The organism is Wenxinia marina DSM 24838 (assembly GCF_000379485.1).
GTDB classification, from domain to species: domain Bacteria; phylum Pseudomonadota; class Alphaproteobacteria; order Rhodobacterales; family Rhodobacteraceae; genus Wenxinia; species Wenxinia marina.
In genome coordinates, this window is sequence record NZ_KB902315.1 from 44,393 (window position 1) to 63,263 (window position 18,871).

Annotated in this window: 16 protein-coding genes; 9 read left to right on the top strand and 7 right to left on the bottom strand. The window is 70.7% G+C overall.

Annotated features, from left to right (window positions below):
* Positions 1-45: 45 nt before the first annotated feature.
* The 6 genes from A37W_RS0119345 to A37W_RS0119370 all read right to left on the bottom strand — a co-directional run bounded on the left by A37W_RS0119345 (position 46) and on the right by A37W_RS0119370 (position 7,562).
* Positions 46-1,116 (bottom strand): ABC transporter ATP-binding protein, encoded by a 1,071-nt coding sequence (locus A37W_RS0119345; RefSeq protein ID WP_018304704.1) that lies wholly within the window; start codon positions 1,114-1,116, stop codon positions 46-48.
* Complete coding sequence (locus A37W_RS0119350) at positions 1,113-3,323, bottom strand: glycoside hydrolase family 2 protein (RefSeq protein WP_018304705.1); 2,211 nt, start codon at positions 3,321-3,323, stop codon at positions 1,113-1,115. Before A37W_RS0119350 ends, A37W_RS0119345 begins: the two co-directional genes overlap by 4 nt.
* Positions 3,324-3,333: 10 nt before the next feature.
* Positions 3,334-4,227 carry a carbohydrate ABC transporter permease gene (locus tag A37W_RS0119355; RefSeq protein ID WP_018304706.1) on the bottom strand — a complete coding sequence of 298 codons (894 nt, stop codon included), beginning with the start codon at positions 4,225-4,227 and terminating at the stop codon, positions 3,334-3,336.
* Entirely contained in the window at positions 4,224-5,099 is an 876-nt protein-coding gene (locus A37W_RS0119360) for a carbohydrate ABC transporter permease (protein WP_018304707.1), read from the bottom strand. The genes A37W_RS0119355 and A37W_RS0119360 overlap by 4 nt, the downstream gene beginning before the upstream one ends.
* Before the next feature lie 61 nt (positions 5,100-5,160).
* The gene (locus A37W_RS0119365) at positions 5,161-6,417 is read right to left on the bottom strand and encodes an ABC transporter substrate-binding protein (RefSeq protein ID WP_018304708.1); all 1,257 of its coding nucleotides are present in this window, start codon (positions 6,415-6,417) and stop codon (positions 5,161-5,163) included.
* Between the two features lie 104 nt (positions 6,418-6,521).
* Entirely contained in the window at positions 6,522-7,562 is a 1,041-nt protein-coding gene (locus tag A37W_RS0119370; protein ID WP_018304709.1) for a LacI family DNA-binding transcriptional regulator, read from the bottom strand.
* A gap of 156 nt (positions 7,563-7,718) precedes the next feature.
* On the opposite strand from A37W_RS0119370, the gene A37W_RS23945 reads away from it, so the two are divergent.
* From A37W_RS23945 to A37W_RS0119395, 6 genes are all read left to right on the top strand, one after another.
* The gene (locus A37W_RS23945) at positions 7,719-7,922 is read left to right on the top strand and encodes a hypothetical protein (RefSeq protein ID WP_156169334.1); all 204 of its coding nucleotides are present in this window, start codon (positions 7,719-7,721) and stop codon (positions 7,920-7,922) included.
* Positions 7,923-7,995: 73 nt separating this feature from the next.
* Positions 7,996-8,949, top strand: a complete 954-nt coding sequence (locus A37W_RS0119375) for a TAXI family TRAP transporter solute-binding subunit (RefSeq protein WP_018304710.1) — start codon at positions 7,996-7,998, stop codon at positions 8,947-8,949.
* A gap of 55 nt (positions 8,950-9,004) precedes the next feature.
* Positions 9,005-11,077, top strand: a complete 2,073-nt coding sequence (locus A37W_RS0119380; RefSeq protein WP_018304711.1) for a TRAP transporter permease — start codon at positions 9,005-9,007, stop codon at positions 11,075-11,077.
* Positions 11,074-11,433 (top strand): DUF1850 domain-containing protein, encoded by a 360-nt coding sequence (locus A37W_RS0119385; RefSeq protein ID WP_018304712.1) that lies wholly within the window; start codon positions 11,074-11,076, stop codon positions 11,431-11,433. The genes A37W_RS0119380 and A37W_RS0119385 overlap by 4 nt, the downstream gene beginning before the upstream one ends.
* Positions 11,434-11,477: 44 nt before the next feature.
* Positions 11,478-13,250, top strand: a complete 1,773-nt coding sequence (locus A37W_RS0119390) for a sensor histidine kinase (RefSeq protein WP_018304713.1) — start codon at positions 11,478-11,480, stop codon at positions 13,248-13,250.
* Positions 13,247-14,539 carry a sigma-54-dependent transcriptional regulator gene (locus A37W_RS0119395; RefSeq protein WP_018304714.1) on the top strand — a complete coding sequence of 431 codons (1,293 nt, stop codon included), beginning with the start codon at positions 13,247-13,249 and terminating at the stop codon, positions 14,537-14,539. The genes A37W_RS0119390 and A37W_RS0119395 overlap by 4 nt, the downstream gene beginning before the upstream one ends.
* A 141-nt stretch (positions 14,540-14,680) precedes the next feature.
* On the opposite strand, the gene A37W_RS23035 is transcribed toward A37W_RS0119395, so the two are convergent.
* Entirely contained in the window at positions 14,681-15,118 is a 438-nt protein-coding gene (locus A37W_RS23035) for an SH3 domain-containing protein (RefSeq protein WP_156169336.1), read from the bottom strand.
* A 207-nt stretch (positions 15,119-15,325) separates the two neighbouring features.
* Between A37W_RS23035 and A37W_RS0119405 the strand changes: the two genes are divergently transcribed.
* The 3 genes from A37W_RS0119405 (at position 15,326) to A37W_RS0119415 (ending at position 18,403) form a co-directional block, all read left to right on the top strand.
* A complete protein-coding gene (locus A37W_RS0119405; protein ID WP_018304716.1) occupies positions 15,326-16,513 on the top strand; it encodes a DegT/DnrJ/EryC1/StrS family aminotransferase in 1,188 nt (395 codons plus the stop codon).
* Positions 16,514-16,517: 4 nt separating this feature from the next.
* Positions 16,518-16,904 (top strand): GFA family protein, encoded by a 387-nt coding sequence (locus A37W_RS22500; protein WP_018304717.1) that lies wholly within the window; start codon positions 16,518-16,520, stop codon positions 16,902-16,904.
* Between the two features lie 131 nt (positions 16,905-17,035).
* A complete protein-coding gene (locus tag A37W_RS0119415) occupies positions 17,036-18,403 on the top strand; it encodes an aminotransferase (RefSeq protein ID WP_018304718.1) in 1,368 nt (455 codons plus the stop codon).
* Positions 18,404-18,871 lie beyond the last annotated feature (468 nt).

Consider the following 18,871-nt stretch of genomic DNA (forward strand, 5'->3'; position numbering starts at 1 on the left):
GACGGGCGCGGCGGCGCCGGCCACCCTCCGTCCGGCCGATGCGTTCTACCTGATCCGCATCCCGTCGGGGGTGAACAGCAGCGCGTCGGACGGCGAGAAGCGGGCGGTCATGCGGTCGCCCTGCCGGACGCCGCGCACACCGCCGGTGGCAATGGTCAGGATGTCCGAGGCGCCCTGGCGGGCGTAGACGTAGGTCTCGCCGCCGAGGTTCTCGACGATCTCGACGGTCACCTCGAGGTTTGCCTCGCCCTCCTTGCGGAAATGCTCCGGGCGGATCCCCAGCGTGGCCGTCTCGCCGTCCTCGAGCCGCCGCCCCACGGGGGGCATCGGCACCGTCTGGCCGCCATGCTCGGTCAGGGTGAGCGCGCCGCCCTGAGCCTCGACGGGCAGGAAGTTCATCTTGGGCGAGCCGATGAAGCCGGCGACGAAGATGTTGTCGGGATCGTCGTACAGGTCGAGAGGCGTGCCCGTCTGCTCGATCCGGCCGTCCCGCAGGACCACGATCTTGTCGGCCAGCGTCATCGCCTCGACCTGGTCGTGGGTGACGTAGACGATGGTCGATCTCAGCTCGGAATGCAGGCGCGCGATCTCGATCCGCATCTGCACCCGCAGCTCGGCGTCGAGGTTGGACAGCGGCTCGTCGAAGAGGAAGACCTCCGGATGGCGCACGATGGCGCGGCCGATGGCGACGCGCTGGCGCTGGCCGCCGGACAGGTCCTTCGGCCGGCGGTCCATCAGCTTCTCGAGGCCGAGGATGCGGGCGGCCTCGTCCACCTGGCGCCGGATCTCGTCCCTCTTCATCCCGGCGTACTTGAGCGAGAAGCCCATGTTGTCGCGCACGTTCATGTGCGGATAGAGCGCGTAGGTCTGGAACACCATCGCGATGCCCCGGCGCGAGGCGTCGACGTCGTTCATGCGGCGATCGCCGATGAAGAGGTCGCCGCCCGTGATCTCCTCCAGCCCCGCGATCATCCGCAGCAGGGTGGACTTGCCGCAACCCGAAGGGCCGACGAAGACGACGAACTCCTCGGGCTGGATGTCGAGGTCGACGCCACGGATCACTTCGACCGCGCCGTAAGACTTGCGCAGCCCTTCGAGACGGACGCCCGCGCTCATGCCGCGGCCCTCAGCGTGATCCGGACCGGGGCGAAGCGGTCGCACGCGGCCGTCACCGCGATCTCGCCCGCGCCCGTCGCCCGCAGCCAGACGCCCGCGACGCCGCCGCGCAGCGGCGTGGTCGACGGCCCGATCAGGCGGGCCGGCCCCTCGACCGACAGCGTCACCGGATCGAACAGGAACCGCAGCTTGTTGCCCGCCTGGTCGAGGGCGCGGACCATGACGCGCACCTCGTCATGGACGCCCACGCTGTCCGTATCCGCGATCACCTCCAACGTCGTCGGCACCGGGTCGGCGACAAACCGGCGGCGCGCGACCTCCTTGCCGTCCTTCAGGCCGATCACCTCGGCGTCCTCCCAGGTCATGCCCCAGAGTCCCAGCTCTTCCGCCGAGAAGTGGCGGTGGTCCACGATGACCGGCGGGTGCGGCAGATGGGGGAAGCGGGACGTGTCGGGGCCGACGCGCTTGGGCGGGTTGTCGCCGTAGCGCAGCTCCACCTCGTCGCAGTTGGTCAGGATCACCAGCGGCAGCACGCCGCCGATGTTGCGCTCGCCTCGGGCCCAGAAGGTCACCGGCTCCAGCACCGCGCCGCCGTCGATGTCGCCTTGGGAGGCGTAGGCGTAGGCCGCGAACTTCGGCTCGCGGAACATGTCCATCACGCCATGGTGGCAGATGCGGTCGCCCGAGCCGAAATCCTTGTGGGTGTTGTAGTCGAAGGCGCACCAGCCGATGCAGCCCGAGATGCCGTCGTTACCGTAGGCGGCATTCATCACCTCCAGATGGCGCAGCACGTGCTCGGTCTGGCGCTGCTCCTGGTCCCACGACTTCGTCGGATACATGTGGCCGTTGTACTCGGTCACGAGGTACGGGACCTTGCGGTCGAGTCCCGTCACCTCCTGCTGGTCGCGCAGGCCCATGCGGGGGCGGTTGGAGCCGGGGTTCTCGAACTCGCCGAGGACGAAGTCGTTCATCGTGTAGACGTCCTCGAGCATCTCGCTCTCGGTGATGTAGCGGACGCCGCCGGTCTGGCGGGTCGGGTCCAGCTCGCGCGCAACGCGGTTCGTCTCGGCGTAGAAGTCGTGGTCGTCCCGGCTCTCGTTGATGCGGACGCCCCAGATCACGATGGAGGGGTGGTTCCAGTCGCGGCGGATCATCCGGCGCACGTTCTCGGCGCTCTCGGCCTTCCAGCCGTCGCCGCCGATATGCTGCCAGCCCGGAATCTCCTCGAACACCATCAGGCCGATCTCGTCGCAGCGACCCAGGAAGGCGGGGTGCTGGGGGTAGTGCGAGGTGCGCACGAGGTTGAGGCGGAGGTCGTTCTTCAGGATGTCGGCGTCGCGGCGCTGCTGGGCTGCGCCCATCGCGTAGCCCGCGTGGGGCCAGGACTGGTGGCGGTTGAGACCGCGGATCTTGGTCAGCCGGCCGTTCAGGCGGAAGCCGTCGGGCGTGAAGCGGGCGGTGCGGAAGCCGATGCGCGTCTCCCACACGTCGTCGCCGAGGGTCAGGCGGAGGGTGTAGAGGACGGGCGCGTCCAGCTCCCACAGGGCGATGCCGTGCAGGTCCTCCAGCGACAGCTCGGCCGTGGCGGCGGCCGGCGCTTCGGCGCGGGCGATCTCCGCCCCGTTCGTGTCCAGCAGGATCGCCGTCAGCGTGCCGCCGATGCCGTGGCCTGACGGGTCCGCGATCTCTGCCCGCACCGTCACCCGCTTGGCATCGGACATGACGTCGTGCGTCTCGACCTTGGCGTTCGCAATGTGGACCGGGGCGGTCACGATCAGCTCCGCCTCGCGGTAGAGGCCGGCATAGGTGAGGTAGTCGATCTGTCCGCCGAAGGGCGGGATCTCCGGGTTCTCGCTGCCGTTGATCTGCACCGTCAGGACGTTCCCGCCGTCCTTCAGGTGCTCCGTCAGCCGGGCGAGGATCGGCGTGTAGCCGTCGCGGTGGCGGGCGATCTCCGCCCCGTTCAGCGACACCCGCGCGTCCGCCATCGCGGCCCCCAGGCGCAGCGTCACCTCGCGGCCCGCCCAGGCGGGATCGGCTTCGAACCGCTTCTCGTAGGTGAAGGCGCGCTGATAGGCGGTCTCGTCGAAATAGTTAAAGGGCAGCTCGACGGCCGTATGCGGCAGGCGCACCGCCTGTCCCTCGAAGGCCCAGTCGTCGTTGAAGTCCAGCACGCGCCGGCCGGAGGTCTCGGGAGCGTCCCGCATCGGAAAAGTCCTATTTGACGGAGCCCAGCATCCCCTGAACGAACAGGCGCTGGAGCAGGAAGAAGATGACGAGCGTGGGCAGCGTCGTGATGACCGTCGCCACCATGATGACGCCGAAGTCCGGCGTGTAGGCCGAGTTCAGCGACGAGATCGTCAGGACCATCGTCTTCATGTCGTTGGTCTGCAGGACGATCAGCGGCCAGAGGTAGTTGTTCCAGGTCAGCGTGAAGACGATGATCGTGGCCGCGGCGTAGGTGGACCGCATCACCGGCATGTAGACGCGCAGGAAGATTTGCCATTCCTTCAGGCCGTCGATCTTGGCCGCGTCCCGCAGCTCGTGCGGGAAGGCCTTCGTCGCCTGGCGGAAATAGAAGATGACGAAGATGTTCGCGACCGTCGGCAGGATGATCGCGGCGTAGGTGTTGATGAGGCCGGCGCCGGCCATCATCACGAACAGCGGCACCATCAGCGCCGCGAACGGGATCGATAGCATCAGCAGCAGCGCCGCGAAGATGCGCTCGCGCCACTTGTGGCGGAAGATCTCGAACGCGTAGCCGGCGAGCGACGAGACCAGCAGCGTCGCCACGGTCGAGATGATCGCGATGTAGAACGAGTTGAACAGGACGCGCGGCAGGTCAACCTGCTCGGCCAGGTTGCGGATGTTGACCAGCAGCTGGTCGCCGAACCACGACTTGCCGCGGACGATGTCGAACGAGGTGTTGGTCGTCCCGACCACCATCCAGAAAAACGGGAACACCGACAGGAACGCCGCCAGCGACAGGACGACATAGGTCACGACCGGCCCGATCCGGTCCCGGTCCGGACCGCGCGGCGGGCGGACGGCGGCGCGGGACGTGGGCCGGGCGGCCTCGCGGTCGATCTCGGTCGCGGCGACGTCGGTCATCGGCGGTCCCTCGCGACCCAGAACTGCACGGTGGACAGGACCGCGACCAGCACCACGATCACGTAGCTGACCGTCGCGGCGTAGCCGAAGGACGGCATGAATCGGAACGTCAGGTTGTAGATGTACTGCGACAGGGTCAGCGTCGCGTTCGACGGCCCGCCTTGCGTGATGTTCTGCACCTCGTCGAACAGCTGCAGCGTGCCGATGGTCGAGATGATCGTGGTGAACAGGATCACCGGCTTCAGCATCGGGATGGTGATGCGGAAGAACTGCGCCCGCGCCGGCACGCCGTCGATCCGCGCCGCCTCGTAGATCGAGCGGTCGATGTTCTGCAGGGCGGCGAGGTAGAAGATCATGTTGTAGCCGGTCCAGCGCCAGGTGATGGCGAGGATGATGACGACCTTGGCCCAGAACGGCTCGGCCAGCCACGCGATCTGAGGCCCGCCGAAGAAGGCGACGACCTGCGTGGCGAGGCCCTCGTTCGAGAAGATCGACTTGAACAGGATCGAGTAGGCGACGAGCGAGGTGACGGCGGGCAGGAAGATCGCGGTGCGGAACAGGCCCCGGCCCTTCAGCCGCGGATTGTTCAGCATCACCGCGAAGACCAGCGCCAGCATGATCATGATCGGCACCTGGATCGCCAGGAAGATCAGCGTGTTGCCGAGCGCGGTGAGGAAGATCGGGTCGGCGAAGAGGCGCTGGATGTTGCCGAAGCCACCGAACGTCGTGTTCATGCCCCGCCCGGTCTGGAAGCTCATCCAGAGCGACCAGAGGATCGGGTAGATCATGAACAGGCCGATCAGCGCGAGCGCGGGCATGACGAACGCCCAGCCCGCCGCATTCTCGTTGCGCCCCAGACGGGTCTGCGCCACGGCTCTCCTCCCCAAGTGCGCCGCGTGGAACGGCCCCGCCCGAGGGCGGGGCCGAAGCGTCTTACTGGGTCAGGACCGCGGCCTCGGCCGCAATGTTGCCGATCGCCTCGTCGAGATCGCCGCCGTCGGCGAGCGCCGGCAGGTTCGACGCGATGGCCGAGCGCACCTCGTAGGTGAAGATGCCGTAGTCCACCGCCGGGACCTGGCCGAGCCAGGACGAGAAGTCCTGCCACACCGGCTGGCCGCCGAAGTAGTCGTCGGAGGTCTGGTAGGCGTCACCCTCGCGCGCGGCGAGGAGAGAGCCGACGGCGCCCTGCCCGACCAGGATGTCCTGGTAGAAGTCGACGTCGCTGCCCCACACGGTGTTGAGGAAGTCGTAAACCAGTTCCTTGTCGTCGGAGGAGTTCAGGACGTACCAGCTCGACCCGCCGAGGTTGGAGTAGTTGGTCCCGTTCGCCGCCTCCTCGACCCGCGGGATCGGCGCGACGGCCCACTGGCCGGGCATCTCGGCGGCCTTGATCGTGCCGGTGATCCAGACGCCCGTGACGGTCGAGGCGACGTCGCCGGCCAGCGACGCCTGGTACTCGGCCCAGCTGTTGACCGGCTTCCACATGTCGGACTGCAGGATCTGCTGGTAGTCGGCGAGCGCGGCGCGGAAGTCCTCGTTGCCCTCGATGTTCAGGCTGCCGTCCTCGTTGAAGAACCACGAGCCGGTGGATTGCAGCATCACGACGAACAGGCCCGGATCGTCGATGTCGAGAGAGATCATCGGCGTGCCCGTCGCCTCGGTCACCGCCTCGCCGATCTCGATGAAGCGGTCCCAGGTGAGGTCCTGCATGTCCTCGGCGGTGAAGCCCGCCTGCTCGATCAGGTCCGAGCGGTAGAACAGGCCGGTGACGCCGGAATCGAACGGCATGGAGTAGGTCTCGCCGTCCACGGTGGCGAGCGCGACCTTGTAGTCGGCGAAGCCGCTGTAGTCGATCACGTCGGTCAGCGGCTGGAACGCGCCGGGGAACGACAGCAGGAACTTCTGCGCCGAGTAGTCCTCGATCAGCACGATGTCGGGCAGGCCGTCCATCGTGCCGGCGGCGAGCTGCGTCTGCAGCTTCTGCTCGATCTCCTCGCGGGCGAATTCCTGGTAGTCGAGGACGAAGTCGGGATGCCCGGCCTCCTGATAGGCGGCGGCGGCGGCCTCCATCGCGGCGCCGTTGAAGTTCGGGTCCCAGGCCCAGACGGTCAGTTCCTGCGCCAGCGCCGGACCGGCCAGCAGGCCGACGGCGGTGGACGCGAAAAGGCTGCGCCGGAATACGGTCGTCATGTGGTGTCTCCTCCCAATGGGCGGAGGCCGCTCGTTCGGTGGTGGCCCCCTCCGAGGCAGAGGTTAGACACCGGCCGATGAGTCGATCAAGAGTTTACTAAAGTTTACCCCGAGGCCGGCAAACGTCCCGCGTCGGCGCCCGGTGCCGCCGGTGCGCGGGTGCTGCCGCGCCAGACGATCTTGGTCTCGATGTTGACCTGCCGGGCAAGGTCGCGGCCGGCGAACCGCTCGGCCAGCAGGTCCACCGCCTGCCGCCCGATCGTCTCCGCCGGCAGGCGCACGGTGGTGAGCGGCGGCGACAGGAAGCGCGCGGCCGAGATGTCGTTGAAGCTCGCCACGGCGATGTCCTGCGGGATCTTCAGCCCCCGCTCGTGGATCGCGCGGTAGGCGCCCATCGCCATCGTGTCGTTCGTCACGATCAGCGCGTCGGGCCGCGGATTGCGGTCCAGCAGCAGTCCGGCGACGGAGTGCCCGCTCTCCTCGCTGTTCTCGCCGAGGACCAGCAGCCTCTCGTCGAACCTGCCCCGCTCGTTCATCCAGGCGGCGTAGGCGCGCGCCCTCGGCTCTCGCTTGGTCGGCGCGTGATCCTCGGCCCAGCCGGCCATGGCGATCCGCCGGTAACCGAGCTCGTCTAGCGCGGTCAGCAGCTTTTCCGTGGCGAGCCGCAGGTCGCTGCCGACCATGTCGATGCCGTCGCCCGGCGGGTGCCAGTCGACGCAGACGATGGGGACGTTGCGCGCCCGGAGCGCCGCCATCTCGGTCTCGGCGTGCCAGCCGATGACGATGATTCCGCGCACCTCGCGCGGGATCTGGGGCACCGCGCCGTCGTGGCTGCGGTAGATCTTGGTCACCTCGACCTGCAGGGCGGCGCATCGGCTCTCGATCCCGAGGCGCATGGCGACGAAGTAGGGGTCGCGGAACTCGCTGTCGGGCGTGCGGAAGTGCAGCAGCGCGATGCGCTTCACGCTCCCCGCGGCGACCAGGCGCGGCTTCCGGCGGCGGGGCTCGTAGTTCATCGCCTCGGCCGTCTCGATCACCGACTGGCGCGTGGCGTCCCCGACCGACAAGGTGGGATCGTAATTCAGCACGCGCGACACGGTCGCGACGGAGACGCCCACGCGCTCCGCGATGTGCCGAAGGGTCACCGCCCCCCGCCGCTCCGACCTGTCGTCATCCCGAGGCATGCCTGCCGGTGTCGCACATGCGCCTAGGGCACGGCAACATGGCCGGTTGCGCCGGCCGCGGCCGACGGCCCCCCGGTATAGTTCACGTGTACGCGCCGATCTGCGGGGATATCGTCGATGACCTTGACGACCGGTCACGCCCGCTTCACGCCGCTGAGCGAACGCCTCCGCACCACAGGGCTGCCGATCATGCCGTCCACGCCGCTCGACCTGATGCCGGAGCGCCGGCATCGTCATCCTCCTGCCAGACAGGCCTCTGGCGGTTTCCCGCCCCGTCCGTGGCAGATCGTCGCCCGGCGGTTCGCCCCGAATGGCAGGTAGTCCTTACGGTCATGGCGCGCGCCGGGCTTTGGTGCGGCCATTCGCAAGACGCGAACGACGAGGGAGGAAACCAATGTCGTATCTCGCCACCGCTCTGCGCGGCTCTGCCGTCGCATGTGTCCTGGCCGTGCCGGCCGCCGGCCATGCGCAGGACTTCATCAACGTGCTGACCGGGGGGACGTCCGGCGTCTACTACCCGCTCGGCGTCGGGCTTTCCAACATCTACGCCGAGAACATCGACGGCGTTCGCACGCAGGTGCAGTCGACCAAGGCCTCGGTCGAGAACCTGAACCTGCTGCAGGACGGCCGGGGCGAGCTCGCCTTCGCGCTGGGCGACAGCGTCGCGGCCGCGTGGGCCGGCGACGCCGAGGCCGGCTTCGAGGCGCCGCTCGACCAGCTCCGCGGGATCGCGGGCATCTACCCGAACTACATCCAGATCGTCGCCTCGGCCGAAAGCGGAGCGACGACGCTGGCGGACCTCGCCGGCATGGCCGTGTCGGTCGGCGCCCCGGCCTCGGGGACCGAGCTGAACGCCCGCGCCATCCTCGGCGCGGCGGGCATGTCCTACGACGATCTCGGCATGACCGAGTACCTGCCCTTCGCTGAGTCCGTCGAGCTGATGAAGAACCGGCAGATCGACGCGACGCTGCAATCGGCGGGCCTCGGCGTGGCCTCGATCCGCGACCTGTCGACCTCGGTCGACATCCAGGTCGTCTCGATCCCGGCCGAGATCGCCGAGACGCTGGGCGCGCCGTACCAGGCCGCGACCATTCCCGCCGGCACCTACGACGGCCAGGACGAGGACGTCCCGACCATCGCCATCTCGAACTACCTCGTCACCCATGCGGGTGTGTCGGACGACGTCGCCTACGAGATGACGCGTCTGCTGTTCGAGAACATCGAGACGCTGACTGCCTCGCACCAGGCGGCGGCGGACATCGTGCTGGAGAGCGCGCTCGACGGGATGCCGATCCCGCTGCATCCCGGCGCCGAGCGGTTCTACCGCGAGCAGGGCATGATCGACTGATCGGCCTTCGGGGCGCTGCCTGTCGCGGCGCCCCTCTTCCCTCCGGGAGACTTCCATGTCCGACACCGCCACCCCGCCCGTCCCGGCGGAGTCCCACGGCGTGCGCTTTCCCGCGGGCGCGGTGGGCCGCGTCCTGTTCTGGGTCGCCGTCGCCTTCTCTATCTTCCAGATCGTCACCGCCGCGCACCTGATTTCGATGCCGAGCCAGGTCGTCCGGGCGGTCCATGTCGGCTTCCTCTGCGCGCTCACCTTCCCCTTGATTGCCTACGCGAAGGAGGCGGGCCCGGCCCTGAAGGCGCTGGCCTGGGCACTGGCGGCCGCGTCGGTCGCGGTCGCGGCCTACCAGTGGTGGGAATACCGCGACCTCATCATGCGCGCCGGGCGGCCGACCTCGCTGGACATCGCCATCGGCGTCACGCTGCTCGTCACCGTCTTCGCCGCCGGCTACGCGATGATGGGGATCGCGCTGCCGATCATCTCGGGCGCCTTCCTCGCCTATTGCCTGTTCGGCCAGCACCTGCCGTTTCCGCTGAACCACCGCGGCTACGACTTCGAGCAGGTGATCGACCACATGGGCTTCGGGACCGAGGGCATCTACGGGATCCCGGTCTACGTCTCGTCGACCTACATCTTCCTGTTCATCCTGTTCGGCTCGTTCCTGGAACGCGCCGGGATGATCCGCCTCTTCACCGACGTCTCGATGGGCCTGTTCGGCCACCGGCAGGGCGGCGCGGCCAAGGTGTCGGTCGTCTCCTCGGGGCTGATGGGCACGATCTCGGGCTCGGGCGTCGCCAACGTCGTGACCACGGGCCAGTTCACCATCCCGCTGATGAAGCGCTTCGGCTACCGGGCGGAGTTCGCGGGGGGCGTGGAATCCACCGCGTCCATGGGCGGGCAGATTATGCCGCCGGTCATGGGCGCGGTCGCGTTCATCATGGCAGAGACCATCGACGTGCCGTACGTCGAAGTGGTGAAGGCCGCCATCGTCCCGGCCCTCCTCTACTTCGCGTCCGCCTTCTGGATCGTGCACCTCGAGGCCGGAAAGTTCGCGCTGAAGGGCCTGCCGAAGGCCGAGCTGCCGTCGCCGCTGGCGGCGGTGAAGGCGGGGTGGATGCTGCTGGTGCCGCTCATCATCCTCGTCGTGCTGCTGTTCGGCGGCTATACGCCGCTCTTCGCCGGCACCGTGGGCCTCGGCCTCACCGTGCTGCTGATCCTCGGCGGGACGGCGGTGCTGGGTCTGCCGGAGGGGGTGCTGCGCATCGTCTTCTGGATCGGCCTCGGCCTCGTCGCGGCGGCGTTCCTGCAGTTCGGCATCGACGTGCTGCTGGCGGCCATCGCGGCGCTGGTGCTGTGGTGCGCCGTCACGCGGGGCGGGAGGCGGACGCTGGGCGACATCCGCGACAGCCTCGCCGACGGGGCGCGGACGGCGCTGCCCGTGGGCGTCGCCTGCGCGCTGGTGGGCGTCATCATCGGAACGATGACGCTGACCGGGGCGGCGAACACGTTCGGGCAGTTCATCGTCTCCATCGGGCAGGACAGCCTGTTCCTGTCGCTGGTGCTGACGATGATCACCTGCATCTTCCTCGGCATGGGGATCCCGACGATCCCCAACTACATCATCACCTCCTCCATCGCCGGCCCCGCCCTCCTCGACCTCGGCGTGCCGCTGATCGTGTCCCACATGTTCGTCTTCTACTTCGGCATCCTCGCGGATCTCACGCCGCCCGTCGCTCTGGCCTGCTTCGCCGCGGCGCCGATCGCCAAGGCGGGGGGCCTGCGGATCTCGATGGAGGCGATCAAGGTCGCGGCGGCGGGCTTCGTCATCCCGTTCATGGCGGTCTACACGCCGGTCCTGATGCTGCAGCCCGGCGGGCCGCTGGCGGAGGCCATCGGGTTCTGGCCGGCGGTCGTCTACGTGATCCTCAAGACCGTGGTCTCCATCGCGCTCTGGGGGATCGCGGTGATCGGCTGGATGGGCCGGCCGCTGAACTGGGGCATCCGCGGGGTGGCGATGGTGGCGGCGTTCACGCTGATCGCCTCGGTCCCGATGACCGACGAGATCGGCTTCGCCCTCGCGGCGCTGGCGGCCGGGACGATCTGGTGGGTCAACCGCAGGGTCGTCGCGTGACCTGCCTCGCCGTCGGCACGGCGCTGCTGGCGCTGACGGACCCGGTCGTGACGCTGGGCTGGACGCACTCGGTCGAGCGCACCGGGTGGGTCGAGACGTGGGAGGTCGGCGACGGCGGCCTGACGCTCCTCTCGTCGGCGCTGAAGGGGTCCGGTGCGGGGATGGAGCCGGGGCCGGAGGCGCGGCTGGTGGACGGCTGGTGGGTCTCGCCCGGCGGGCTGACCGTGCCGCAGATCGTCCTCGCCGCCTCTGGCAAAACGGTCTCGCCCTGGAGGCTGTGCGCCGACGGCGCCTGCCGCGCGCTGGGGGCCGATCCGGGGGCGCCGGTGACGCTCGCCCCCTGCCCGGAGCGGTGAAAGCCCTTTCGACAAGACGCCGCCGCCGTGCCACTGATGACGGCATGTCGCGCCTCCTCGCCCTGCCCTTCGTCCTGCCCGCGCTCCTCTGCGCCGCGCTCGGGACCCTCGCCGGGCTGGCCACTTGGGAGATCGCGACCGGCACCGCGGCGGAGCGGCTGGAGCGCTCGCTCCTCCTCGCCGGCCGCGGCGTCGAGGCCGGGGTGGAGCGGTTCCGCCCGCTGCCCTCGGTCATGCTGGAGGATCCGCGCATCCGCGCCGCCATCGCCGGGCCGGACGATCCCGCCCGCATCGCGGCGGCCAACGGCGCGCTGGAGGTGGCGGCGCGCCGGGCCGGGGCCGACCAGCTGTACCTGATGGACGCGGGCGGCACGACCATCGCGGCCAGCAACTGGGCGGAGGAGAACACCTTCCTCGGCCAGAACTACGCCTTCCGCCCCTACTTCACCGAGGCGCTGGAGACCGGCGTCGGCCGGTTCTACGCGGTCGGCGTCACCACCGGAGAGCCGGGCTACTTCCTGTCCACCCGGGCCGAGGTGGCGGGGCGCACCGCCGTGATGGTGGTGAAGGTGGATCTGCGCCACCTGCCGCAGGACTGGGCGCGCACCGGCGTCACCCTCGCCCTCGCCGACCGGCACGGGATCGTCATCCTGTCGGGCGACCCCGACTGGCTGTACCGCCCGCTTCGGCCGCTGGACGCGGACCGGGCGGAGGCGATTCTCGGCACCCGCGCCTATGCCGGCATCCCGGTCACCCGCTCCGCCCCGCTGACCGGGACCGGCGGTACCGTCGGCGGCCCGGGCGGCGAGAGCATGCTGCGGGCGCTGGTCCTGCCGGTCGACGACTGGCAGCTCCTCGCCGCCGCGCCGCTCGCCCCCGCCTGGCGCCTCGCCTGGGGTGCGGCGGCGGTCGGTGCGCTGGCGGGGCTGATGCTGTCGGCGCTGCTGCGCGTGCGCCTGCAGCGGCAGCGTCTGCTGCAGATGCGCCTGCGTCAGGGCGAATTGCTGGAGCGGCGGGTCGCGGAGCGGACAGAAGCCCTCGGCCGCGAGATCGAGGAGCGGCGGCAGGCCGAGGCGGACCTGCGCGCCGCGCAGGACGCGCTCGTCCAGTCCGAGAAGATGGCCGCCCTCGGACGGATGTCCGCCGCCATCGTCCACGAGATCAGCCAGCCGCTCGCCGCGATGGAGGCCTCGCTCGCCGCCGCGCTGCTGTCCGGCGGGATCGAGACCGACGCCGCCCGCGGCCGGGTCGAGAAGGCGCGCGCCCACATCCGGCGGATGCTGCGCACCATCAAGCACCTCAAGAGCTTCTCGCGGAAGGAAGCGGTCGCCGCCCGGCCGGTCACGGTGGACGACGCGATCCGCTCGGCGCTGGAGATCGCGGGCCTGCGCGCGACGGACGGCGCGGCAATCGTCTTCCGGCCCGCCGGCCCCTCGCCGGTCGCGATGGCCGGCCAGGTGCGGCTGGAGCAGGTGCTCGTGAACCTGCTGTCGAACGCGCTCGACGCGGTGGCGGACCGGCCGGACGGGCGGATCGAGGTGACGCGGCACGAGGCGGGCGGCCGTGTGACGATCACCGTGACGGACAACGGCCCCGGCATCCCGCGCGCCCTCCTCGCCCGGATCGGCGAGCCGTTCTTCAGCACCAAGTCGGGAGGCGAGAGCCTGGGCCTCGGCCTGTCGATCTCGCGCACCATCGTCGAGGAGTTCGGCGGCGCGTTCGAGATCGGCCCCGCCCCAGGCGGCGGCACCCGGGCGCGGATCGCGCTGGACGCGCTCGGCACCTCGGGCCGGACGGACGGGATTGCGGCGGAATGACCGCTCGGCTGTTCGTCGTCGACGACGATCCCGACCATCTCGACAGCCTGTGCGACCTGCTCGCCGCCGCCGGCCACGAGCCCGTCCCCTTCGCCGGCGCCCGCGCGGCGATCGACGCGGCGGCGGGGGATGCGCCCTCCCTCGTCCTCACCGACCTGCGGATGCCCGGCCTCGACGGGATCGGCCTTCTCATGGAGGTGGCGGAGCGCGGGCTCGACCTGCCGGTGATCCTGCTGACCGGGCACGGCGACGTCGACCATGCCGTGCGTGCCATGCGCGCGGGGGCGGAGGATTTCCTCGAGAAGCCCTACGACGCCGAGCACCTCCTCTCGGTCGTCGAGCGCACGCTCAAGACCGCCCGGCTGAAGGCCGAGGTGGCGCGCCTTCAGCACCGGCTGGAGCCGGAGGAGGATCTGATCGGCGACAGCCGGGCGCTGGACGAGGTGCGCCGCCGGCTGGCCGACCTGGCGGCGGTGGACATCGACGTCGTGCTGGTCGGCGAGACCGGGACGGGCAAGGAACTGGCCGCCCGGATCCTGCACCGCCGCTCGCCCCGCCGGGACGGCCGGTTCGTCGCGGTGAACTGCGCCAGCCTGCCCGACGTCGGCGCCGACGCCGTCCTGTTCGGCGCCACGCCGGCCGAGGGCGCGGGAGGGCTGGTGGGCGAGGCGCGGGGCGGCACGCTCTACCTCGACCACATCGACACGCTGGCCCTGGCGCTTCAACCGAAACTGCTGCGCGTGCTGGAGGCGCGGCGGGACGACCCGGAGGCGGCCTTCCGCGTCGTCGCCTCCGCGTCCCGCCCGCTGACGCAGGCGATGGCGGAGGGGGCCTTCCGCGAGGACCTGTACTACCGGATCGCCGGATACGTCCTGCCCCTGCCCCCCTTGCGCGACATCGCCAGCGACATCCCCGCGCTCTTCGCCCACTTCGTCAGGGCGGCGGCGGCCCGCCACGGCCGGGAGGCGCCCGCGGCCGACTTCCGCGAGCGCCGCGCGCTGCAGGCGCATCACTGGCCCGGCAACGCTCACGAACTGCGCCTCGCGGCGGAACGCTATGTCCTCGGGCTCGCCCGGCCCGGCGCGGGGACGGCGGCAGCCCGGCCCGGTGGCGGCGTGCCGGGGGAGCAGACGCTGCGCGACCTCGTCGCCGACTTCGAGAGCCGCGAGATCGCCCGCGTGCTGGACCAGTGCAACGGCAACACCGACCGCGCCGCCCGCCTCCTCGGCATCCCCCGCCGCACCCTCAACGACAAGATCGCCCGCTCGCCACTGCTGCGAGGGCGGTGAGGGGGGCGGGCCAGCTCGTTGACGCACTTCCCGTCCCGGGCTTGACCCGGGACCCCGTGCCGCCTCGTCCCACCCCTCCGGCCCGGCCGGGTCCGCTGGCCCCTTGCCGCCACCCGACGTCCTCTGCCGCCGGAGGCGCGCCTAACGCACCGACGCCCCCGTCCCGCCCGGCGCGGGGGCGAGGTGGCCGGAGTGGACCCACGGCGCGACGCGGCCGTTCTCGATCCCGTTGTCCGGACGGCAGGCGCGGCGGCCGGTCTGCACCAGCCCGCTCTCGCCGCCCGCGCAGGCCGCGTCCGCCGGCGCGCCCACGCGGACCCAGACGCCGCGCGCCTCGCGGACCGCCACCTCGGTCCCGCGGGAGAGGACGCCGAGGCTGCCGCAGGCGGTGTCCGGACAGGTCCGCAGGTGAAGCCCGTCGGCGGCGACGACCATCCGCCCCGGCGGCTCCGCCCCGCCCGTGGCGAGCTGCGCGCTTCCCGCCGCGCCGGCACCGACCGCGAGGACCAGCGCCAAGGCCCGGACGCGACGCGCGGCGCGCCGCAGCCGGAGCAGGACGCCCAGGCACGGCAGGAGCATCAGGAGCGCGATCCAGGTGAGCAAGCGACGACCCGTCAGACCAGTGCGGCGGACCGGTCCGTTATCGCCCCCGATTGCGGCCGCCGGAAGGAGGCGCCCCGGCATTGCCGCGTCACGTTTCCGTAGGCACGGCCTGCGGATCCGTCTTGGTGCGCTGGTGGCGCGCGTGCTAGGACTGGTGCAACCAGAGCAGCCGGGACCCAACAGGTGCGCGATCTTCCCCCTCCCCTGCCCTCCGCGACCGCGGCGGAGCCTATTCCCGACGCCGCCCGGGCCGAGGTCGAGCGCCTCCTCCGGACTGGCGATCTGTTCCGCTACACATCCGAGGACAGCCCCGTCGCCCTGCTGGAGGCGGAGTTCGCGGCGATGCTGGGCAGCCGCTTCGCGCTCGCCGTCGCGTCCTGTTCGGCGGCCATCTTCCTGTCGCTCAAGGCGCTGGATCTGCCGGAGGGCGGCCGCGTTCTGCTGCCCGCCTTCACCTTCGCCGCCGTGCCGTCGGCCGTGCTCCATGCCGGCCTGACCCCGGTGCTGGTGGAGTGCGGCGACGACTACCGCCTCGACATGGACGACTTCGCGGCCAAGCTTCCGGGCGCCGCGGCGGTCCTCATCAGCCACATGCGCGGCCACACGTCCGACATGGACGCGATCCTTGCGCTCGCCGCCGCCGCGAACCTGCCGGTGATCGAGGACGCGGCCCATTCCCTCGGCACCACATGGCACGGACGGCCGATCGGCACGCTCGGCCGGGCCGGCTGCTTCTCGTTCCAGTCCTACAAGCTGCTGAACGCCGGCGAGGGCGGCATCCTCGTCACCGACGACGCCGAGCTGGTGGCCCGGGCAGTCCTGATGTCCGGCGCCTACGAGCACAACTGGAAGAAGCATCCCGTCCTCGCCGCACCGTTCGCGCGGCTGCAGAACACGCTGCCGCTCTACAACACACGGCTGAACAACCTCTCCGCCGCCCTGGTCCGGCCGCAGCTGGCCGAGCTGCCGCGGCGGGTCCGCGACGGACGGCGCAACCACGACCGGGTCGCCGCGCGGCTGAACGCGGCGCCGTGGTTCGACGTGCCCGCGCCGCTGGCGCCGGAGGTGCGCGCCCCCGACTCGATCCAGTTCAACCTGACCGGCATGGACGACGCGGCGGCCGCCCGCTTCGTCACGGACGCGACGCAGGGCGGCGTGCCGGTGCAGATCTTCGGACTGTCGGGCGACAACGCGCGGGCCTTCTGGAACTGGCGTTTCCTCGGCGAGGTGCCGGACCTGCCCAGGACGGCCGCAATGCTGCGCCGCGCCTGCGACGTGCGCCTGCCCGCCCGATTCACGGAAGGCGAGTGCGACATGGTCGCGGAGGTCCTGCTGGCGGCGGCCGAGACCGCCCGCGCCGCGGCGGCCTGACGCCGTGGCGCTGGACGGCTACTGCCTGTGCGGCGCCTGCCGCTACGAGATCGACGACGATGCCGTCGACTGGCAGGCGCTGTGCGTCTGCGAGAGCTGCCGCCGCGCCAGCGGCGCCCCGGTCGTCGGCTGGATGGGCGTCGCCCGCGACGGCTTTCGCTGGACCGGGGACGAGCCGGGCCGCTTTGCCTCCTCCCCCGGCGTGATGCGAAGTTTCTGCCCCACCTGCGGCACCCCGCTCACCTTCTCGACCGACAAGCGCGAGCACCAGATCGACGTCCTCGCGGCGACGCTGTCGGACCCGGCGGTCTTCCGGCCCGAGCGGGTGGACTTCGCGGACGAGGCGCTGGACTGGCACGGGCTGCACATCAGCCTGCCGCCGTCGTCGTAGAACCGCCGCCCCCCGCCCGGGCCCGCGGGCGGAGGGACGAGCGGTCCGGCAGCCCGCCCGCCCGCTTCGCCGGCAATTGAAAGCCCTCCTGCCCGGCCATATCGTCGCGGCCAAACGACAAGGAGGCCCCGATGCCCGACGACCGCACCAACAGCTGGGAGGCCCGCGCCGAGGCGTCGTCCTTCTACGGCTTCACCGACCTGCCGACGGTCCATTCCCGCGGCACCGTCGTCCTGACCCACGGCGAGGGGCCCTACGTCGTGGATGTCCACGGCCGCCGCTACCTCGACGCCAATTCGGGCCTGTGGAACATGGTCGCCGGCTTCGACCATCCGGGCCTGATCGAGGCGGCGCAGGCGCAGTACGCCCGCTTTCCGGGCTACCACGCCTTCTTCGGCCGGATGTCCGACCAGACGGTGATGCTGTCCGAGAAGCTGGTGGAGGTCTCGCCGTTCGAGCGGGGGCGCGTGTTCTACACCAACTCCGGCTCCGAGGCGAACGACACCATGGTCAAGATGCTGTGGTTCCTGCACGCCGCCGAGGGCAACCCGCAGCGGCGCAAGATTCTCACCCGCTGGAACGGCTACCACGGCGTCACCGCCGTCTCGGCCTCGATGACGGGCAAGCCCTACAACTCCGTGTTCGGCCTGCCGCTGCCGGGGTTCCTGCACCTGTCCTGCCCGCACTACTGGCGCTTCGGCCAGGAGGGCGAGAGCGAGGCGGAGTTCACCCAGCGGATGGCGAAGGAGCTGGAGGCGACGATCATCAAGGAGGGGCCGGAGACCATCGCCGGCTTCTTCGCCGAGCCTGTCATGGGCGCGGGCGGAGTGATCCCGCCGTCGTCAGGCTACTTCCAGGCCGTCGTGCCGATCCTGCGCAAGTACGGCATCCCGATCATCTCGGACGAGGTCATCACGGGCTTCGGCCGGACGGGCGAGGTCTGGGGCTGCGAGACCTTCGATTTCGTCCCCGACGCGATCATCTCCTCCAAGAACCTCACCGCCGGCTTCTTCCCGATGGGCGCCGTCATCCTCGGCCCAGAGCTGTCGGACCGGATGCAGGCCGCCGCCGAGGCGATCGAGGAATTCCCCCACGGCTTCACCGCCTCGGGTCACCCGGTCGGCTGCGCCATCGCGCTGAAGGCGATCGACGTGGTGATGAACGAGGGGCTGCTGGAGAACGTCCGGGCGCTCACGCCCCGGTTCGAGGCCGGGCTGGCGCGGCTGGCCGAGAAGCCGAACATCGGCGAATGGCGCGGCAAGGGCCTGATGGGCGCGGTCGAGGCGGTCAAGGACAAGGCGACCAAGACGCCGTTCGCGGGCGATCTGTCGGTCTCCGAGCGGATCGCCAACGCCTGCACCGACGCCGGCCTGATCTGCCGGCCGCTCGGACAGGCCGTGGTCCTGTGCCCGGCCTTCGTGATGACCGAGGCGCAGATGGACGAGATGTTCGACAAGCTGGACAGCGCGCTGGACAAGGTCTTCGCCGAAGTGGCGTAAGGCGCGCAGGGAACGCCCGCCCGCCCCGGCCTCGAGCCGGGGCCTCGAGGGTCATTGGTCCGTCCGTTTGGAGCGGGGCCCCGGCTCAGGGCCGGGGCGGGTCTCCGGGAACGGACCGGAGGACGGCGTCTGGCCGAAGTCGGACGCTCCGACGCCGCAGTGCACCCGGATGGTGGGTTTCACCCACCCTACAACGGTCCCGTAATAGGCGCGCAGGGAAGCCCGCCCCGGCCTCGAGCCGGGGCCTCGAGGGTCCTTGGTCCGTCCGTTTGGAGCGGGGCCCCGGCTCAGGGCCGGGGCGGGTCTCCGGGAGCGCATCGGAGGGCGGCGTCTGGCCGCGGTCGGACACTCCGACGCCGCGGTGCACCCGGATGGTGGGTTTCACCCACCCTACAACGGTCCCGTAGTAGGCGCGCAGGGAATGCCCGCCCCGGCCTTGAGCCGGGGCCTCGAGGGTCCTTGGTTCCG

Bases quoted from the DNA above. Each gene is read 5' to 3' on its own strand.
- A37W_RS0119345 (WP_018304704.1), bottom strand. From the start codon at position 1,116: ATGAGCGCGGGCGTCCGTCTCGAAGGGCTGCGCAAGTCTTACGGCGCG.
- A37W_RS0119350 (WP_018304705.1), bottom strand. From the start codon at position 3,323: ATGCGGGACGCTCCCGAGACCTCCGGCCGGCGCGTGCTGGACTTCAAC.
- A37W_RS0119355 (WP_018304706.1), bottom strand. From the start codon at position 4,227: ATGACCGACGTCGCCGCGACCGAGATCGACCGCGAGGCCGCCCGGCCC.
- A37W_RS0119365 (WP_018304708.1), bottom strand. From the start codon at position 6,417: ATGACGACCGTATTCCGGCGCAGCCTTTTCGCGTCCACCGCCGTCGGC.
- A37W_RS23945 (WP_156169334.1), top strand. From the start codon at position 7,719: ATGACCTTGACGACCGGTCACGCCCGCTTCACGCCGCTGAGCGAACGC.
- A37W_RS0119375 (WP_018304710.1), top strand. From the start codon at position 7,996: ATGTCGTATCTCGCCACCGCTCTGCGCGGCTCTGCCGTCGCATGTGTC.
- A37W_RS0119380 (WP_018304711.1), top strand. From the start codon at position 9,005: ATGTCCGACACCGCCACCCCGCCCGTCCCGGCGGAGTCCCACGGCGTG.
- A37W_RS0119390 (WP_018304713.1), top strand. From the start codon at position 11,478: ATGTCGCGCCTCCTCGCCCTGCCCTTCGTCCTGCCCGCGCTCCTCTGC.
- A37W_RS0119395 (WP_018304714.1), top strand. From the start codon at position 13,247: ATGACCGCTCGGCTGTTCGTCGTCGACGACGATCCCGACCATCTCGAC.
- A37W_RS23035 (WP_156169336.1), bottom strand. From the start codon at position 15,118: ATGCTCCTGCCGTGCCTGGGCGTCCTGCTCCGGCTGCGGCGCGCCGCG.
- A37W_RS0119415 (WP_018304718.1), top strand. From the start codon at position 17,036: ATGCCCGACGACCGCACCAACAGCTGGGAGGCCCGCGCCGAGGCGTCG.